General features: G+C 62.4%; 8 protein-coding genes and 5 pseudogenes. 7 read left to right on the forward strand and 6 right to left on the reverse strand.

The features are described from left to right. Positions 1 to 191 precede the first annotated feature (191 nt). Both ACE10W_RS05310 and ACE10W_RS05315 read right to left on the reverse strand, forming a co-directional pair. Complete coding sequence (locus ACE10W_RS05310) at positions 192 to 695, reverse strand: type II toxin-antitoxin system YhaV family toxin (RefSeq protein ID WP_011084500.1); 504 nt, start codon at positions 693 to 695, stop codon at positions 192 to 194. Then, positions 692 to 1,033, reverse strand: a complete 342-nt coding sequence (locus ACE10W_RS05315; protein WP_026312989.1) for a type II toxin-antitoxin system PrlF family antitoxin — start codon at positions 1,031 to 1,033, stop codon at positions 692 to 694. The genes ACE10W_RS05310 and ACE10W_RS05315 overlap by 4 nt, the downstream gene beginning before the upstream one ends. 300 nt (positions 1,034 to 1,333) lie before the next feature. Between ACE10W_RS05315 and ACE10W_RS05320 the strand changes: the two are divergent. The 6 genes and pseudogenes from ACE10W_RS05320 to istB all read left to right on the forward strand — a co-directional run. Beyond that, positions 1,334 to 1,746: pseudogene (locus tag ACE10W_RS05320) on the forward strand (transposase); the annotation flags it as partial. 98 nt (positions 1,747 to 1,844) lie between these two features. Further along, positions 1,845 to 2,957: pseudogene (gene istA / locus ACE10W_RS05325) on the forward strand (IS21-like element ISFK1 family transposase); the annotation flags it as partial. A 159-nt stretch (positions 2,958 to 3,116) separates the two neighbouring features. Next, positions 3,117 to 4,235: pseudogene (gene istA, locus ACE10W_RS05330) on the forward strand (IS21-like element ISBj11 family transposase); the annotation flags it as partial. Positions 4,236 to 4,309: 74 nt separating this feature from the next. Beyond that, a complete protein-coding gene (locus ACE10W_RS05335) occupies positions 4,310 to 5,821 on the forward strand; it encodes an ISNCY-like element ISBj12 family transposase (RefSeq protein ID WP_011084703.1) in 1,512 nt (503 codons plus the stop codon). Between the two features lie 170 nt (positions 5,822 to 5,991). Further along, positions 5,992 to 6,261 (forward strand): annotated as a pseudogene (locus ACE10W_RS05340) (IS21 family transposase); the annotation flags it as partial. 8 nt (positions 6,262 to 6,269) lie between these two features. Next, positions 6,270 to 6,974: an IS21-like element ISFK1 family helper ATPase IstB gene (istB, locus tag ACE10W_RS05345; RefSeq protein WP_038952402.1), complete on the forward strand. Its 705-nt coding sequence runs from the start codon at positions 6,270 to 6,272 to the stop codon at positions 6,972 to 6,974. Positions 6,975 to 7,004: 30 nt separating this feature from the next. Here istB and ACE10W_RS05350 read toward each other — a convergent pair whose 3' ends face one another. The 4 genes and pseudogenes from ACE10W_RS05350 to ACE10W_RS05365 form a co-directional block, all read right to left on the reverse strand. After that, on the reverse strand, positions 7,005 to 7,583 hold the full coding sequence (locus ACE10W_RS05350; RefSeq protein WP_011084521.1) for a hypothetical protein: 579 nt from the start codon (positions 7,581 to 7,583) through the stop codon (positions 7,005 to 7,007). A 457-nt stretch (positions 7,584 to 8,040) separates the two neighbouring features. Further along, on the reverse strand, positions 8,041 to 12,366 hold the full coding sequence (locus ACE10W_RS05355) for a Ulp1 family isopeptidase (protein ID WP_011084517.1): 4,326 nt from the start codon (positions 12,364 to 12,366) through the stop codon (positions 8,041 to 8,043). Positions 12,367 to 12,638: 272 nt separating this feature from the next. Continuing rightward, the gene (locus ACE10W_RS05360; RefSeq protein ID WP_011084516.1) at positions 12,639 to 14,891 is read right to left on the reverse strand and encodes a hypothetical protein; all 2,253 of its coding nucleotides are present in this window, start codon (positions 14,889 to 14,891) and stop codon (positions 12,639 to 12,641) included. 181 nt (positions 14,892 to 15,072) lie between these two features. Further along, positions 15,073 to 15,424: pseudogene (locus ACE10W_RS05365) on the reverse strand (DDE-type integrase/transposase/recombinase); the annotation flags it as partial. Between ACE10W_RS05365 and ACE10W_RS05370 the strand changes: the two are divergent. Next, a complete protein-coding gene (locus ACE10W_RS05370; RefSeq protein WP_011084515.1) occupies positions 15,311 to 17,107 on the forward strand; it encodes a recombinase family protein in 1,797 nt (598 codons plus the stop codon). The pseudogene ACE10W_RS05365 and the gene ACE10W_RS05370 sit on opposite strands and share 114 nt — an antisense overlap. Positions 17,108 to 17,139 lie beyond the last annotated feature (32 nt).

Here is a 17,139-nt window from a genome sequence, read left to right on the forward strand (position 1 = left end):
ACAGGTGGAATGCTGATGATGATGTCGCCGGACAGTCGGCGCATTCGCCGCTGCCTTTGGGCGTAGCCGACAGCTGGATGGTGGGCATTTCACGGACTCTTCCTGGCCGAATCGTGTCTCTCGCTGCAGACCGGTGCCGGCGGCGCGGGCCGGATCAGCGGGCGGTCGCGGCCGAACGAGGCCAGCTGGGGTCATCTCCCGCGCGTCGAGCGCGATAGACGCGTCTTGGATTCGCCAGTCGAGGCCGCGGCTACGAGTTCGTTCCACGAGTCCGGCGGGTTCCCGCGGTCCAGCATCTTCCTGAACACGGCGTAGGCGTCGTTCGCGCTCTCGTAGGCGCGCAGCGTCGAGTCGTCGTTCACCCAGGCGAGAACGATGATCTTGGCGTCCGCCGATTGCTGATAGCGGAAGAACAGGCGGAACTGCTGCAGCAATTTCGCGCGGAACCAGTGCTTGTACTCGTCGCCGAGAGTGCCGCCCTGCCGATAGACGTCACGCGTTGGGTCACTCGGAATGTCGTCGAACGCCACCTTCAAGACAGCCGACAGGAGCTTCGCGGCGCGCTTCTTCTTGTATCCCTTCGGATCCTTCTTGCGCGCCTTCTCGACCGCCGCGATCATAGTCTCGAACTGGTCGAGAAATAGCGGATGGGCGTAGACCGTCCAACCGTTAACCCCGAAGGTGTCGTCGCTCACGTATCGTCTTCCGGCAGCGCCGCGTCGAGATCGACCTTAACACCCTTGACCAAGCCCTTGCCGCGCGCGACCAGCGACTTCGGCACCGGCCGGATCCGGGCTGGCTCGCTCCCCATGTCGCGGGCCAGGAACGCGAGGAACGTGCCGATCACCGGATCGCCGTGGTCGGCGCTCAACTGCTTCTTCGCGATCACAACGGTGCCGTCAGCGAGCCCCCGAAACACGACCTGGTCGCGCTTTCCCAGGGCCAGCATTTTGCGGATGGCGGCGGGCACGGTCGTCTGGCCGCGGTCTGTGATGGTCGCGGGGATCGAGAGGATTTCGGCGGTCTTGGCCATAGCGGCTCCTTGCGTCGTCACGACATCCCAATGTAATGCATCTGCATTGTAAGTCAAGTCTGCCTGGGTGCCTCGAGATGGCCGCAAACTGGCGATTCCGCCGTCTGGTGGAGTTGGCGCTGAAGCTCAACGAGAATGATGCACAATTGCCCGCCTCCAATGCCGCTGCTACAGCTGTGGCTCGGGGGTCTGCGCGAATGAATGGAAACTATAGAGCTGGCCCCGCAAATTCGGACAGTAGCTTGAGTGGATTTTCTGCCTGACAGCGGCGAGGATTCTTGCTGCGAATCAGGAGCGAAGATGACGAAGAAGAGCCGCCGGACGCATTCTCCGGCATTCAAGGCGAAGGTTGCTTTGGCTGCGGTCAAAGGAGACAAGACACTGGCGGAGCTGGCGCAACTGTTTGATGTTCATCCGAACCAGATCACGATCTGGAAAAACCAGCTCCTGGAAGGCGCCGCCGGCGTGTTTGGGCATGACAAGACATCGGCCGAGACGCCGGTCGATTTGAAGGCGTTACATGCCAAGATCGGCGAGCTGGCGTTGGAAAACGATTTTTTGTCCGGCGCGCTCACCAAGGCGGGCCTGCTGAGCGCAAAGCGATGATCGACCGCGGTCATGATCTTTCTATCGTGCGCCAGGCGAAGGTCCTGAAGCTGGCTCGCAGCACGGTCTACTATGAACCTCGGCCAGTTTCGGCCGAGGACTGCGCGTTTCGCGGGATCGTGAGCAAGGCTTTCGGAGCCTTGCAGCGCTTCGGCCGACAACTCAACCGGCTTAGGGATGACCTCGTGGTTAACGAGGAAGTCCAATGCCTACCCAGAGATTGTCGATGCGCCGGATCAAGGAAGTCCTTCGGTTAAAACATTTTCAAGGCCTGCCAGAGCGGGCCATCGCGCGGAGCGTGGGCGTCAGCAACGGCGTTGTGCACAGCTACCTGAGCCGCGCCCGCTCTGCTGGGTTGAGCTGGCCGCTTCCGGAGGGAATGACCGATGAAGACCTGGAGCTTTTGCTTTTCCCGGCCCCACGACCAGCGTCTCAGAGCCCGCAGCGGCCGGTGCCCGACTGGAGCTACATCGATAAAGAGCTCCGCCGGCGCAACGTAACCCGTCGCCTGCTCTGGGAGGAGTATCGCGCCGTTAATCCCGACGGTTTCGGGTACACGTGGTTCTGCACTACCTACGAGGCCTGGAAGGGGCGGGTCCGACCTTCGATGCGGCAGATTCATCTGGGCGGCGAGAAGGTGTTCGTGGATTTCGCCGGCGACACCATCGACATCGTCGATCCCCTGACCGGGGAAGTGCAGCCGATGAAGCTGTTCGTCGCGGCGATGGGCGCTTCGAACTACACCTACGCCGAGGCCTGCCCCAGCGAGAGCTTGGCCGACTGGATCCGGGCCCACGTCAACTTGTTCACGTTTTTGAGCGGAACGGCGACGTTCGTGGTCTGCGACAACCTCAAAGCCGCCGTCAGCAACCCCGACCGCTACGATCCCGGCCTCAATCGCACTTATGCCGAGATGGCGAGCCATTACGGCACGGCCATTCTCGCCGCACGGCCGCGGCGCCCAAAAGACAAGGCGAAGGTCGAGGTCGCGGTGCAAATCGCCCAGCGCTGGATTCTGGCCCGGCTGCGCAATCAGCGCTTCTTTTCCCGGGCCGAGCTCAACGCCGCCATCAAGACACTCGTCGACGAACTCAATGCTCGTCAAATGCGTGGCTTCGGCTCAAGCCGCGCCGAACTGTTTGCCGAACTCGACAAACCCAAGCTAACCCCGCTGCCAGATCAGCCTTATGCCTTCGCACGCTGGAAGCGCTGCCGCCTCGCTCCCGATTATCATGTCGAGGTCGACGGCCATTGGTACTCCGCGCCGTATCGTCTGATTGGCGAGCTGGTCGATGCCCGTATCGACGATCGGACGGTTGCCGCGCGGCGAACAGGATGGAAGTGGAGCGTCGACCATGATGAGAGGGCTACGCCGGGCTCGTGACGCAGGGAGGGCGTAGCCCGACCGGAGTTACGAGCCCGGCGTCGGCGCGATCCACAGCGGACCGCGCCGACTGGTGATCGCGGCCGGCTGGTTATGCAAGTGGTTCTTCCGCCAAGAGGAATCACTCGCGTGCCAGGCCGACACATTACCGATCACCAAATGAGGCTCTACATGAAGTACCGTCAGACCGATAGCCCACCCGTGGCCGCCGCCAAGGCTTCGTTCAGCACCTCGACCGCTTACCGGATCGAGAAGGATCGACGCCTTCCGTCGCAGAAGAAGGCTCCCCGCGGCCGTCGCCGGCCAGATCCCTTGGCCCGCGTATTTGAGACAGATATCGCGCCGATGCTGAAGGCCGCCCCCGGTGTGCGGCCGGTCACGATCTTCGAGGAGTTGCTCCGACGCCATCCCGAGCTCGGCGCCGGCATCCGTCGCACGCTGGAGCGCCGGATCCGGGCCTGGCGGGCGATCCACGGCGAGGAGCAGGAGGTCATCTTCCGCCAGACCCACGAACCCGGTCAGCGCGGCCTGTCCGACTTCACCGACATGGGCGAATTGGGTGTCACGATCGCGGGCGTACCGCTCGACCATCGTCTCTATCACTTCCGGCTGGCCTATTCCGGGTTTGAGCACGCCCATGTCGTGCTCGGCGGTGAGAGCTTCGTCGCTCTGGCCGAAGGCCTGCAGAATGCCTTGTGGTCACTCGGTGGGGCGCCACGGGAGCATCGCACCGACAGCCTGTCGGCCGCCTTTTGCAATCTCGACCGCGACGCCAAAGACGATCTGACGCGGCGATACGAAGACCTCTGTGCCCATTACGGCATGCGGCCTTCCCGCAACAATCGTGGCATCGCCCACGAGAACGGGGCGATCGAGAGTTCGCATGGTCATCTCAAGCGAGCGATCGGCGACGCGCTGTTGCTGCGTGGCACCGCCGACTTCGACGATCTAGCTGCCTATCGTGGCTTCATCGATGAGATCGCCAGCCGCCGCAATGCCCGCAACGCCAAGCGGATCGACAGTGAACGTAGCGCACTTCAGGATCTGCCGGACCGCCGCACGTCGGACTATGAAGAGGTGATCGTCCACGTGACGTCGTCCGGCGGCTTCACCTTGCGCAAGGTGTTCTACACGGTGCCGTCGCGCTTGATCGGCCATCGGCTGCGGGTGCGCCTGTATGACGATCACCTCGACGTGCGCATTGCCTCGCCTTAATTGTTACCGGATCCTAAGCCGTTGCCTCACGTAAATTGCTCCCCTGGACCGGGAACGAGCGAGGGGCGGAGATGGGGTGGCTAAGCATGGCAACGCGGAAGGAACTGACGGCGGCGGCAGGCGTGCGCTATCGGCGGTCGGATCGCGCGAAGAAGGCGCGGATATTGGACGAGTTCGTCGACATCACCGGATTCCATCGGAAGCATGCGATGCGTCTACTTCGAAACCAGGAAGGCGTACATCCGGGCCGACGGGCGCGACGTCGGATATATAATGAAGCAGAACACACCGCACTCGTGCTGCTTTGGGAGGCGTCAGACCGCATCTGCGGGAAGCGACTGAAAGCATTAATGCCCGCGCTGATTGAGGCGATGGAACGGTACGGGCACCTCGACCTTGCCCCTGAGATTCGCACCAAACTTTTGGCGATGAGCGCTGCGACGATCGACCGCGCCTTGGTGCGGGTTCGAGAAAAATTGGGTCGCAAGCGCCGGCGGCACGCGGGGCATTCCCTGCGTCGCAGTATTCCAATACGGACTTCGGCAGATTGGAATGATCCGGCGCCGGGATTCGTCGAGGCCGACCTTGTAGCGCATAGCGGTCCATCTGCGCGCGGCAGCTTCATCCAGACCCTCGTGCTCACCGACATTGCTACCGGCTGGACAGAGTGCGCACCTCTGATCGTGCGCGAACAGACGCTGGTGAGCACGGTGCTGACGGAATTGCGCAAGCAATTGCCTTTTGCGCTGCTCGGCTTCGACACGGACAATGACACCGTGTTCATGAATGAGACGTTGAAGGCCTACTGCGAGGCGGCCAACATTGTCTTCACGCGTTGCCGTCCCTACCGGAAGAATGACCAGGCGTTCGTCGAGCAAAAGAACGGCGCCGTCGTGCGCAGGATGGTCGGCTATCGTAGGTTCGAAGGCCTGGAGGCGGCCAAGCTACTGGCGGAACTCTATCGGTCAGCGCGGCTGTTCGTAAACTTCTTCCAACCTTCGTTCAAACTGTTAGCCAAGCAGCGCGACGGTGCTCGTGTACGTAAGACATACAGCGCGCCGGCAACACCCCACCAGCGCCTGTCAGCGGACGCCCGCACGCCTGATGCGGTCCGCCACCATCTCCAGGAAATCTATACCGCTCTCGATCCGGTCACGTTGTTGCGCGACATCCGCGACGTGCAGGAGCGCCTCGCGGCGCTCGCGGATATCCAACCATCCGCCCATCCTGCTGCGGCATCACAATCGATTGATCGCTTCCTGGCAAGCCTGCGAACGGCCTGGAAGGACGGCGCCACGCGCCCGACGGATCGGCCAATCGTGAAGGCTAAAAGGGGCCGGCGTCGTCCCGATCCGCTTATCCGGGCAACGTCAGATTTGAGAAAATGGTTTGAAGCCGAGCCTTGGCGGACCGGCAGCGAACTGCTCTCGCGCCTGCAGGTGGAATATCCTGGAGACTATCCGAACAAGCTTCTTCGAACCCTTCAACGTCGGTTGAAATCCTGGCGCAGCGAGCAAGCGAATGCGCTGCTGTTTGCTTCAGAAAAAATGCCGCCAGGGCATGAGGTCACAACACCCCAATGACGTGCGAGGTGCCAGCGGAGGAGGCCGGGCGCTCCGAAACCCCGGCCATCTCCGCACCCGGCCTCCTCCTCAACTCAGGCCAGGAGCAAAATAAATGAGGCAACTGATCGCGCCCGGGAGCATCGATATGTGAGGCAATACGTCTTCCGACCCAGATCGTCGCGCTATAGACGGTCGAGATCTTCCACAAGGGCCAGCGGATCGCCAGCCATGCCCGCGCGCCCAACCGACGCGGACACACCACCATCGCCGACCACATGCCCAGCGCCCATCGCCGCTACGGCGAATAGACCCCCGCCGCGGTGATCGCCGCCGGCGAGCGGATCGGTCCTTCGACAGCAGCGTTTTTCCAGGCCGTGATCGACGCCCGGCCCCATCCAGAACAAGGCTTTCGAACCTGCCTTGGCATTCTGGCGCTCGTCAAAAGCTACGGCGCCGACTGACCGGAATGGCCAAGGCCTTCGAGGAGCAGCGCCGATCGCCCGATCTCGAAGCCCTGCCGTTCGAAGATCGCATCGGCCTGTTGGTCGACCGCGAAGCCGCCGAACGCGACACCAGGCGGCTCACCACGCGCCTCAAGATCGCCGCACTGCGCCAGACTGCTTGCGTCGAGGACGTCGATCTGCGCACCCCGCGGGGCATCGACCGCGCCGTTTTCGCCAAACTCGTCGAAGGTCGCTGGATCGATCGCCACGAGAATTTGCTCGTCACCGGGGCAACCGGCCTGGGCAAAAGTTGGTTAGCCTGCGCGCTCGGCCACAAGGCCTGCCGCGACAACCGATCAGTCCTCTATCATCGCGTTCCAAGGCTGTTCGAGGCGCTCGCGCGCGGAGACGGACGCTACGCCCGGCTCCTCAAAAGCCTCGGCCGCGCTCAGCTTCTGATTTTGGATGATTGGGGACTATCGGTGCTCACCGCCGCGGAACGCCGCGATCTGCTCGAAATCCTCGAGGACCGACATGGCCGCGCATCCACCATCGTCACAAGTCAGCTCCCCGTGGACACCTGGCATGGAGCCATTGGGGACCCCACGGTCGCCGACGCCATTCTCGATCGCCTCGTCCACAACGCCCACCGCCTCCAGCTCACCGGAGAAAGCATGCGAAAACGCAGCGCCAAAACCATCACCCTTGACGGCCAACCAGAACACTGACTCTATCTCCCATCGGCCGTAGCGGGCTGCTCACGATCGTCTGAATTCAGTGCTCACGATCGCGCGAAATCGATGCTCACGATCCGTGAAATCCGCAGTCTGCTGGGCGATCGCCTGCTCGCGCGTCAGGCGGGCCATTTCGACCGTCGAGACGCTGCCCGATTTGATCAGTGACGAGGCCCGCTCGACGGCGGCCACTGCCTTCTCCCGTCGCGCGGCCGCGGCCTCGATCGCCGACTGGATTTCGGCAATGCGCGCCTGGAGCTGGAGGATGCGACCGTCGCGGAACTGGGCCGCCTGGCGGGCGAGGTCCTGTTGCGCCGTCTCGGCGGCCGCAAGCTTGGCGGCGAAACTCGGGCGCTCATTTTCCATCCGGGACATCTGCCGCCGAAGATCGTCGAGCCGCACGCGATCGCCACGCGCGTTGACGACATGAAGGATCGCGTCGCCCTCATGGACCACGCTGAGTTGCGTCGAGCCTTGCGGCGGCTTCGCGCTCACGGTGCCGTCAATCGGCGAGCGCAACGTCACGATCCTGGCATTGACCACGGCCGCAACGCTCGAGGTCTGCAGCACGGCCTTCAGCGGCAACCATCCGAAGACGGCCACAATCGCAAGGCCAATGCCGACCTTGAGCAGGCGGCGAACCGGCGCGAGCCTGCAGGTACTTCGGGATGGGAAGCACTATCGCTGACGGGCTCGCTCACCGGCTCGTCGTGCGCCGGCTGCAACCGATCCTGCAAATCGCGCTGCAACCCTCGTGCGCCCGATTCCTCGTCCTTGCTGACGGACGTATGATCTTCGGGAACGGGCTTCTGCTGTTCCTGATTCTCTCCTTTTGTGAGACGTCAAGCCCAACATATTGCTTCATAGCCCCTCCGATTCGTGTGATTGCGTGCAGGCTTGAAGATAGCGGACCTTTCGTCCCGCGGGCGCCGACCGCAATTATGTCATCGTGTGGGGTCCGGACGCCGATCGGCGTCCCAAGTACTTGATTGACTTCGCGCGTACGGGGGTCAATGTTCAGCGTCGATTCACAGCCAACTCTATCTCGCCCACGGCGACATCAGCCCCTGAGTCGGTTTTGCAGTGCCTGCCGATCGACGACGAGCTGGTCCAGGTGGACTGTCTGCCCTCCTTGCTCCAATTGCCTAACCAGCGCCCGCGTCCCGTCCACGACAAAGACGCCGCAATCATAAGTGTTCTGCTGCTGGGCCATGCCGGCTGGCTCCAGGCGGAGGTGCAGCCTACTTGCGAGATGCTCTGCATGCTTTTTGTTGAGTCCCCTGTAGGAATCGTAGTGGTAGGCGACCGGCTGCCCCCGGTCACTGCGATCAACGAACAGCAGCGACCAATGGTTGCCGAGGTTATTAGGATCTTCAGGGTTGGCATTAATCACGGGCAGGAACAGGAAGTCGGCTGTATCATTAAATTCATCATCATGGACGATGCGCTGGAACTCGGTTTGCACGACGCCATCGTCGTTAGAGCCCAGATAATTTAGGACGATGAGGGGATTCACGAACCGCGTCCGGGCGGCGAGATCCGGATCGTTCCTCTGCAAATCCTGCTCCTGGAGCCGGTAATCCCTGTCGATATGCTCGTCGCCCAGCCATTCCGTGTCCTCGAGCACCAGCCCGTGGCCGTGAGACGAGACTGTCGGATCTAAAGCCCCGATCTGAGCGTTGGCGGAGGTGATCGGAAACGGCCGTACAGAATTAGCATCGTCGCGTGATTCGGACGGCGTGGGCGCAGTCAGATCAACCAATGGAAAACCGCGGTAGGTGTCCGAGCGCGCCCTGGCAGCGGGCGCCGGCGCAAAGTGAGCATCGTCGCGCAATTCCCACGGCGTGGGCGCATCCAGATGCACCAATGACTCAAGGCCGCCGTAGATGTCTGAGGGAGCCCTGCCGGTTGATGGTGAGGCCGGTTCTTGCATCTGCCGTCGCGCCAGCTCCTCGCGCAACCACGCCAAAGCTTCATCATCCGAGAAGGCTGGCGCCGGAGAAAGCCCCTGCGGCGAACCGGGCTGTCGAGCGCCCTGGTGATGCCCCGGTACTGGCCCGGCAAACAGCGGCCGAAAGTCAGGCGCCGGGGCCCAAGCATTGTCACGCAACTCGAATGGTGTGCGCGGATTCGGATTAACCGCTGCCTCAAGACCGGCGTAGGTGTCTGAGCGAGCCCTGGCAGGATGCGCTGGCGCAAAATGAGCATCGTCGCGCAACTCGGACGGCGTCGGCGCATTCAGATCAACAAATGGCTCAAGACCAGCGTAGGTGTCTGAACGGGCCCTGGCAGGATGCGCTGGCGCAAAATGAGCATCGTCGCGCAACTCGGACGGCGTCGGCGCATTCAGATCAACAAATGGCTCAAGACCAGCGTAGGTGTCTGAACGAGCCCTGGCAGGATGCGCTGGCGCAAAATGAGCATCGTCGCGCAACTCGGACGGCGTCGGCGCATTCAGATCAACAAATGGCTCAAGACCAGCGTAGGTGTCTGAACGAGCCCTGGCAGGATGCGCCGGCGCAAAGTGAGCATCGTCGCGCAACTCGGACGGCGTCGGCGCATTCAGATCAACAAATGGCTCAAGACCAGCGTAGGTGTCTGAACGAGCCCTGGCAGGATGCGCCGGCGCAAAGTGAGCATCGTCGCGCAACTCGGACGGCGTCGGCGCATTCAGATCAACAAATGGCTCAAGACCAGCGTAGGTGTCTGAACGAGCCCTGGCAGGATGCGCCGGCGCAAAGTGAGCATCGTCGCGCAACTCGGACGGCGTCGGCGCATTCAGATCAACAAATGGCTCAAGACCAGCGTAGGTGTCTGAACGAGCCCCGGCAGGATGCGCCGGCGCAAAGTGAGCATCGTCGCGCAACTCGGACGGCGTCGGCGCATTCAAATCAACAAATGGCTCAAGACCAGCGTAGGTGTCTGAACGAGCCCTGGCAGGATGCGCCGGCGCAAAGTGAGCATCGTCGCGCAACTCGGACGGCGTCGGCGCATTCAGATCAACAAATGGCTCAAGACCAGCGTAGGTGTCTGAACGGGCCCTGGCAGGATGCGCTGGCGCAAAATGAGCATCGTCGCGCAACTCGGACGGCGTCGGCGCATTCAGATCAACAGATGGCTCAAGCCTGCCCTTAGCATGTGACGGGGGCCTGGATGGTGATGCTGGTTCGTGCAGCTGTTCACCCAACCAAACCCAAGCTCCCGCGCTTGGGCTTGCCGGCGTTGAGGGAAGATCCTGCGCCGAGCCGGGATGCCGATCGCCCCACGCGGCCGGCGAGCTCGGCTGCTCAGGGCCTGGCAGCCCCAGCTCTCGGTTCGCCTCGATGAGTTTTAAGTAGCTGCGAAGATGCGACAAATCGGGACGGTATCTTGCGCCTCCGGTCCGTTGGAACGCCAGCACATCGTTGTCCAGCGTTAACTGCTCCTTGCTAGAGCCGTTAAGTCGCCCGATGATGCTCCCTTTGCGATTCCCTTTAAGCCACGCACTCAGCGCGCGAAGACGTGTCGCCCGCTTTTGCGCAGACCCCTTATCCTTCGCAGTTTTAACATGTTTCAGAGCTTGGCTCAGCGCGCCCTCGATGAGGGGCGCATCTTCTGGATGAGGAACCAGGCGACGTGGGGCACCGAGGACGCGGGGTTCGGGAGCTTCGGCTTCTTCACCCCCACGCAAGAGCCGCCGGAGAACATCCAGGGCCGATGTAATGCGGTGCTGGGGGTCACGGCCCAATCTCCGGTACGCCGCAATTTCCTCATCCAGCGGTGTACCTTTTCGTAGCCGAGAAGCTACGGACCCCCCATGCTCTGCGTTGACCCAGCGAACAAATCTCCCAAGCCCGGAAACACTGTTATTGATGGCGCCTGGGGTGAGCTTGCGCCGCTTGGCGTCTACACGAAACCTCGCCAAGAGCTCCGCGTCTTCCCCTGGGAGCGGCTCGCCGATCAGCTCGTTTTGCGACAGCATCGGAGCCTGCATCTGCAATGGGGACGCCGCCAGTTGATGGGATGGCGTCTGCATCAGCTGCCGCTCAACGGCGACGCCCTGCGGATTGCTTAGCGTCTTCTGCCTCTTCGCTGATCTCAACTCCCCTATATCATGCTCATTGATGACGAGAACCTGCTCGCCTGGCCCGAGCGGGTTCCTGTGACGTTTATCCGTCAGTTCGTCGTCATGGTGGCGCCAGTTCAGGGACCCTGCAGCATCCAATGCCAGGCCATGCGGCGGTGAAACCCCATGGTCGGCGCGGGGCAAGTTCAAGTCACGAAAAGACCCTCCTGCATCCGCTGCTTGTTGATGGTGCGCAATTGTCTCGATAGGCGGCGAGGAGCTGGGTCCGTCCATCGTCTCCAAAAGCAGATCCTGCTGGTTCGCAGGCAGAGTCTCCGGCCAGCTGATAGCTCCGCTCGAGCTGTGCTGTGCAGTCGCGGCCCGGGTCCGGCTCGGCTCAGCGCGAACCGCGCCTTCGAAATCAGGAACGGGGCGAATATGAGGCCGGAGCTCGATCGCTCTAGCACCCGCCGGCGACCTCAGGAGATGAGCCAGTGCGGCCCCGGCTTTTCTGCGGCCACGGGGGTCCGCCTCCTTATACTGGCTGACATCATTATCCAGCGAGCCGTCGCCAAGTCGAGCAGCAATGCCGGGCTTATCGTTCTCACGGAGGTAATCACTGAAATCGATAAGAAGAGTTGCATACTTCCTGACGGTGTTGGCGGTGCCTGACGCTGCATCTTCCTTGTACCCTTTGATGAGATCCGCATCTTGGGAATAGGGATTCAGCTCAACCCGGCTTGCAATCGGCGCGATGCCGCCCGGCGATTGGGAGGCTCGAAGATGAACCAGTGGCGTAGCGATGGCCTGCCCCTCCTGCTTGCCGAACTCCAGGGCATCCTCGACCAGCGACTCTTCGGAAAGCCGGGCAGCAATGCCCGGCTTTCCGTTCTTTACGAGCCAATGCCCCAATCCGAGAAGACAACGTACATTGCGCCTGACGGTGCGCTCGGTGGCCCCAGCCTTGAAGAGTGCCGGCCCGAGCCCCTCAATAAGAGACGCATCGTCGGAATAAACAGGATCCATGCCGCTTCCTGCGAAAACCAAATTTGCATGGCCGAGCGGCAGCGCCGACGCATTCAGCGTCGTTCCACCGCCTTCACCGTGCGGAGCCGGCGTATATGGTTGCCCGCTCGCCCGCACGATGGGTCGCGCCTCAGATCGCGATGCATCCGCTTGATAGGCGCGGACCTGCATGAGCACGGGAGCGGACAGGACAGCGACCTCGCTCAGCTGCCGCTGAAAGGCCGCCGCCTCTGCCGACGAGTCGGCTGGAGAGGCATCTTGCGCGTCCACGCTATCCGTTTGTTGCCCCCCCCGATTCATTGAGACGAATTTCATGTGTACTCACTTTCGAAGATGAAGAGCCTGGAGCGCTGATCGCATGCGCCTGGACTTGAGACGACACATCGCCGGCATTTGACGGTTCAGCTGCCAAGCGAAAGGAAGTTGGGGTCACGACGCTCCCGATCGAATTTCAATCGGACCCTGTTGTCGATCTGTTCGAGGAAGCCCGCGCCGGCTTCGAGCTCATCGAGGATTTCCTCTCGGTGAGAAACGGTCCACTTGATCGTGTCACCACAGCGACGCTCTGGCGCGGGACACCCAGGTAACTACATCCCGAGGCGCGCGAACTGCATCGACGCGTGCTCCGCCTCGGGAAGGGGATGCCACGGCTGGCCGCCAGCTGCGGTGCGCAACAAGGACCTACAGAACGCCGGCGTGAGCTTGCCGCGGTGGATCACGACGTTCTCGCGCCCCGTCGCAGCTCGAGCGCTCTGCCAGTCCTGATTGTAGCCGCGCTGGTCATTGGACTTCACGTGGCAAGCGGCGAACCCGGCATCGCTCAGCGTTGCCAACTGCCTGGCATGTACCGGCCGCTTGGTATGGATGTGCACCCACATCGGGCTTGGCGTCGCGCCATTGCGCAGGGCCTTGGGCTGCAGCTTGATCTCGAACAGTGTCCCCGGATCATCCTTCAAGGCGCGCGGTGAATTCACAGCCGCCAACTCCCCGGCCGCTCGCAACTGTTCAAGATACTTCTGGGACGGAAACGCGTAGGTCTTCATGCAATCGATCGTGATCACCGCCTTTTGCGCCGTGAAAGAGTTTGCCTGTCCCTGCACCTCGGACAACATCGCCTTGAGCCGGGCTATTTTGTCGTGCACTTCCGGCACTTGCGCAGGCGTGAGTAGGACACGTCGGCGAGGCTCCTCCAGCGCGGCTACACTGGCCTCAATCTCGGAGGCCTGTGTCTGCAGGCGCTTAACGACGAGATCCACGGCGTGATCGGCGTCCTCGGGCTTCCCGTGGCGCGCTTGCGAGACCGCGCTTTGCTGAGCCGGCAGATCGAACTGCAAAAGTTCGTCCAATCGCTTGAGTAATCCGGTCAGTGCGTTCCTGGAGGGCGGAGCCTGCAATATCTCCAGGTGCCCGGTCGCCGACGATGACGCCCTCGCGAGTGCCGCCTCCTCCGCGCTCGCGAGTTTCTTCGTACCCAGATCCGAGAGTACGATCACCTTGACTGTCGGGGCCGTGGCAGCGTCGGGCGTGGCGAGCTGCGGCTCGCGCGGCCCGGCCGCCGAACTTCGCTCGCCTGCGGCCGGTGCGCGCTTGCCCTTCCCCTCCCTGCGGGCCGCGCCCCCCTCAACCACTACGGCAGTCCGGGCCGTCGGCTCAATCACGGCGGGCGTCTTTGGCTGCACGTCCAAAAGACGCGTGACGTCGTCCGCGGTGACCCATGCACCATCCGCGATCTGGCCCAACAGTTTTAATGGAAGGTCGGCATCCGTTCCGGCGTCCCTTAGCCTGGTAACGATTCCGTGCACCCCTGAGGCAAATTCCGAAAGCCGCTCCATGACTCCTTCCAGAACGGTGCAGTGGTCTGCGTCGAGTGCCGCTCCGTTGCTGCTCAGAACGGCTTCGGACGCCGAGTTAAATGCCGGAAAAACATCCTCGATAAAGGTCCCGAGCAGACGCACCCGCCCATCCTCACCCATGAGGGCGTCGCTTACAGCTGGTTCGAACGTGCTCGCCCGCGACTCAATTAGAAGCTGAGCAAGAGCAACCTGCGATTGCAGATACACGCACTTCGTATAAAGTGCCCAGCCGGTCTGCAGGCGTAGTGCGGCCTCTTCGGCCTGCCGCATCTCGGGCGTGGTGCTCGGCAAGTTGGCGGTGGCCGCGCAGACGGACTGCATCCGTTCCATGCGCAATGCCTTCTTTCCCCACCCCTCCATGCAGGCCTCGTAGTGCTTCGCCACGCTGGATACCGCTCGGCTCAGCTGGTCAGGCTGAGCGTTGGCAACTCGCATATTCTTGAGCAAGGCTGTTGCTTTCTTCCTGCTCTTCTCCAGGTCGCCGATAATCCAGGTGGCCACGATGTCGCATTCGTTTCCCGCAGCGATAGTTTCCTCGCGGAGTCGGCGAGCCCGACCGTCGGAAAGAAGCCCGCGCGCCATGTCCGGGGGGAGGCTCGCGTAATAGCCCAGAACTTCCGAGCCTGCCTTGACGACTTGATCGATCAGCTCTTGCGCCTCCGACGGGTTCGGGTTCTGGGCTCGTGTGGCTGCATTTTTAGAAGCATCAAGCCCCGCAAGCAGGCTGCGCATTTTTTGCTTCGCTGCCTTGATTCCGTCGCCACTTGAGGAAATCTGGACTGCCACCGCCGAAGCTGGTGGCAGGCTCACGAGCGGAGCCGTTCCATCTCGAGGCCCGGAGCGCATCCGCTCCACGACAGAGTCGAAAGATTGCCCGCCCTCCCCGGGGGCGGGACCGAGCTCCGGGCTCGAACTACTCGATCCCCATGCGCTGTCGGCTCCTGCGGGCCCAACGTGCGATTTACCAGCTCGGCCAATGCCTGTCATATTCCACCTCCGATAAAGTCGAGAGTGCGCAGCCAGTCTGCATAGACTGGCTGGCTGACGAGTAGCTGACGTAGGGCGCTTCTCCCCGATTCACAGGAAAACCCGGATCACCGTGGGGTGCAATTCCATCGCGCCTGGCGTGCTGCTGGAGGCAGCGGGGCATCGTCAACTTAATCGACCGCGAGCCGAAGGAGGCGCTTCTCAAAGGTTCGAGATTCGGCGATAGCGCTTGTCGCGGAGATCTCGCGCCAAGTCGCAAAGGCTCGCCCGCGCGAAGCACGACGGAAGTCGGCAGTGACGGCTCCAGAATAGGGGATGTGGAAAAGGTTCGCGACCTGATCGTGAACTGACAGAAACCGTTGAGCCTGACGGGACGATTTGAAACGCTCCATGATCCGCTCGCGCCGCCGCGTCGGCTGATGAGAATTCTCGGCCCAATTGTTGAGAGCTTTGTGCTGGCGATGTTCGACGTGAAAGCCCATCTTCGCCCTCGAAGCGCCGTACGAACGGAGCTTGTCCGTGATTGTCCGTCGTCAGATGGTCGTTCAGCCGCCGGCGGCATACAACGCGCCGGATTCGAGCGAATGGTGGCGGAGGTTTGCCTCGGCAGGGTTGGTGCGGTTTGCGCCCGCGAGGTCTCGCGCTTCGCCCGCAACAGCCGGGATTGGCAGCAACTCATCGAGATGTGCCGCGTGGTCGATACCGTTCTGGTCGATCAAGAGACCATCTATGCGCCAAGGCACGGCAACGACCGCCTGCTGCTCGGGCTCAAGGGCAGCCTCAACGAGTACGAGCTGGATCTGTTGCGCCAGCGCTCGCTCTCGGCCCGCTACGAGAAGGCGCGCCGGGGCGAGTTGGTTGTGACAGCGCCCGTCGGCTTCGTGAAGGCCGGCGACCGTTATGAGAAAGACCCGGATCGGCGTGTCCAGGAGGCGATCAAGCTGGTGTTCGACAAGGTCGAGGAACTGGGCAGCGCGCGACAGGCGCTCTGCTGGCTCCATGAGTACAATCTCGATCTGCCGGTGAAGCAGACCAACGGCGACACGGCCTGGCGGCGACCAAACTACTCTGCCATCCACCGGATCATTGAGAACCCGGTCTACGGCGGCGCCTATGCCTATGGTAAGACAGCTGTGGCGGCGGGATACAGCACCGCTGGCGTGAGCCTGAAGATCCGCCGCAAGGCGCGGAACGAATGGCTGACGCTGAAGCCCAACACTCACGAAGGGTATGTGAGCTGGGAGAAGTTCGAGGCGATTCGCACCATGGTCAGCAGCAATGTTCCCACCAGTCGGCATCACGGCGCGCCCAACCATGGTGACGCGTTGCTGGCCGGTCTGATCCGCTGCAAGCGCTGCGGTCGCAAGCTCACACTCCGGTACTCCGGCATGGAGAACCATATCCCGCGCTACAGCTGCAACCGTGCCTGGATGGATAATGGCTGGGCCCACTGCATCGCCTTCGGCGGACTGCGCGTCGATGACGCCATCGAAGAATCGCTGCTTGGAGTCGTCGGTCCGGGCGCTGTCGCCGCCGCAACCGCTGCCGCCAAGGGAGCCAGGGAACGGCGCGATCAGGTACGCGATGCTCTCAGTCGCGACCTCGAAGCGGCGCGCTATGCCGCCGACAGGGCTTTCCGGCAATACGATGCCGCTGATCCCGCGAACCGGCTGGTGGCCAGTGAGCTGGAAGCGCGCTGGAACAGGGCGCTCGCTCACGCGGCGGAGGTTGAGGCCAAGATCGCCATGCATGATGCGGCCACGCCCGCACCCCTTGCCGATCCAGTCTCGCTCGGCGTTCTGGCCTCGAACCTCAAAACGGTCTGGGATGCGCCGACGACGGATGCTCGCCTCAAGAAGCGCATTGTGCGCACCCTCATCCATGAGGTCGTGGCCGATATCGACGACGCGGCCTCGGAGATCGTTCTCATCGTCCATTGGGTGGGGGGCGCCCACAGCGAGTTGCGCTTGCCGAAGCGCCGGCGCGGACAGCGCAACAGCACCTCTGCCGATATCGTCCAGGCCGTGCGTCAACTGGTGCTGATCGCCAGCGACGATCTGATTGCCGGCCTCCTCAATCGCAACGGCCTCAAGACCGGCAACGGCAATCGCTGGACCCGCGAGCGCGTCACATCAATGCGCTCGAACTACCACATCCCGGTGTTCAAGCCCGCCGAGGACGCGATCGAGCCATGGCTCGGGGCTTGGCAACCTTGACCATCACGCTACTCAACAAAACAGGTTATCGA

Origin of the sequence: Bradyrhizobium sp. B025 (assembly GCF_042257955.1) — a bacterium.
In the GTDB taxonomy this organism is placed as follows: Bacteria; Pseudomonadota; Alphaproteobacteria; order Rhizobiales; family Xanthobacteraceae; genus Bradyrhizobium; species Bradyrhizobium diazoefficiens.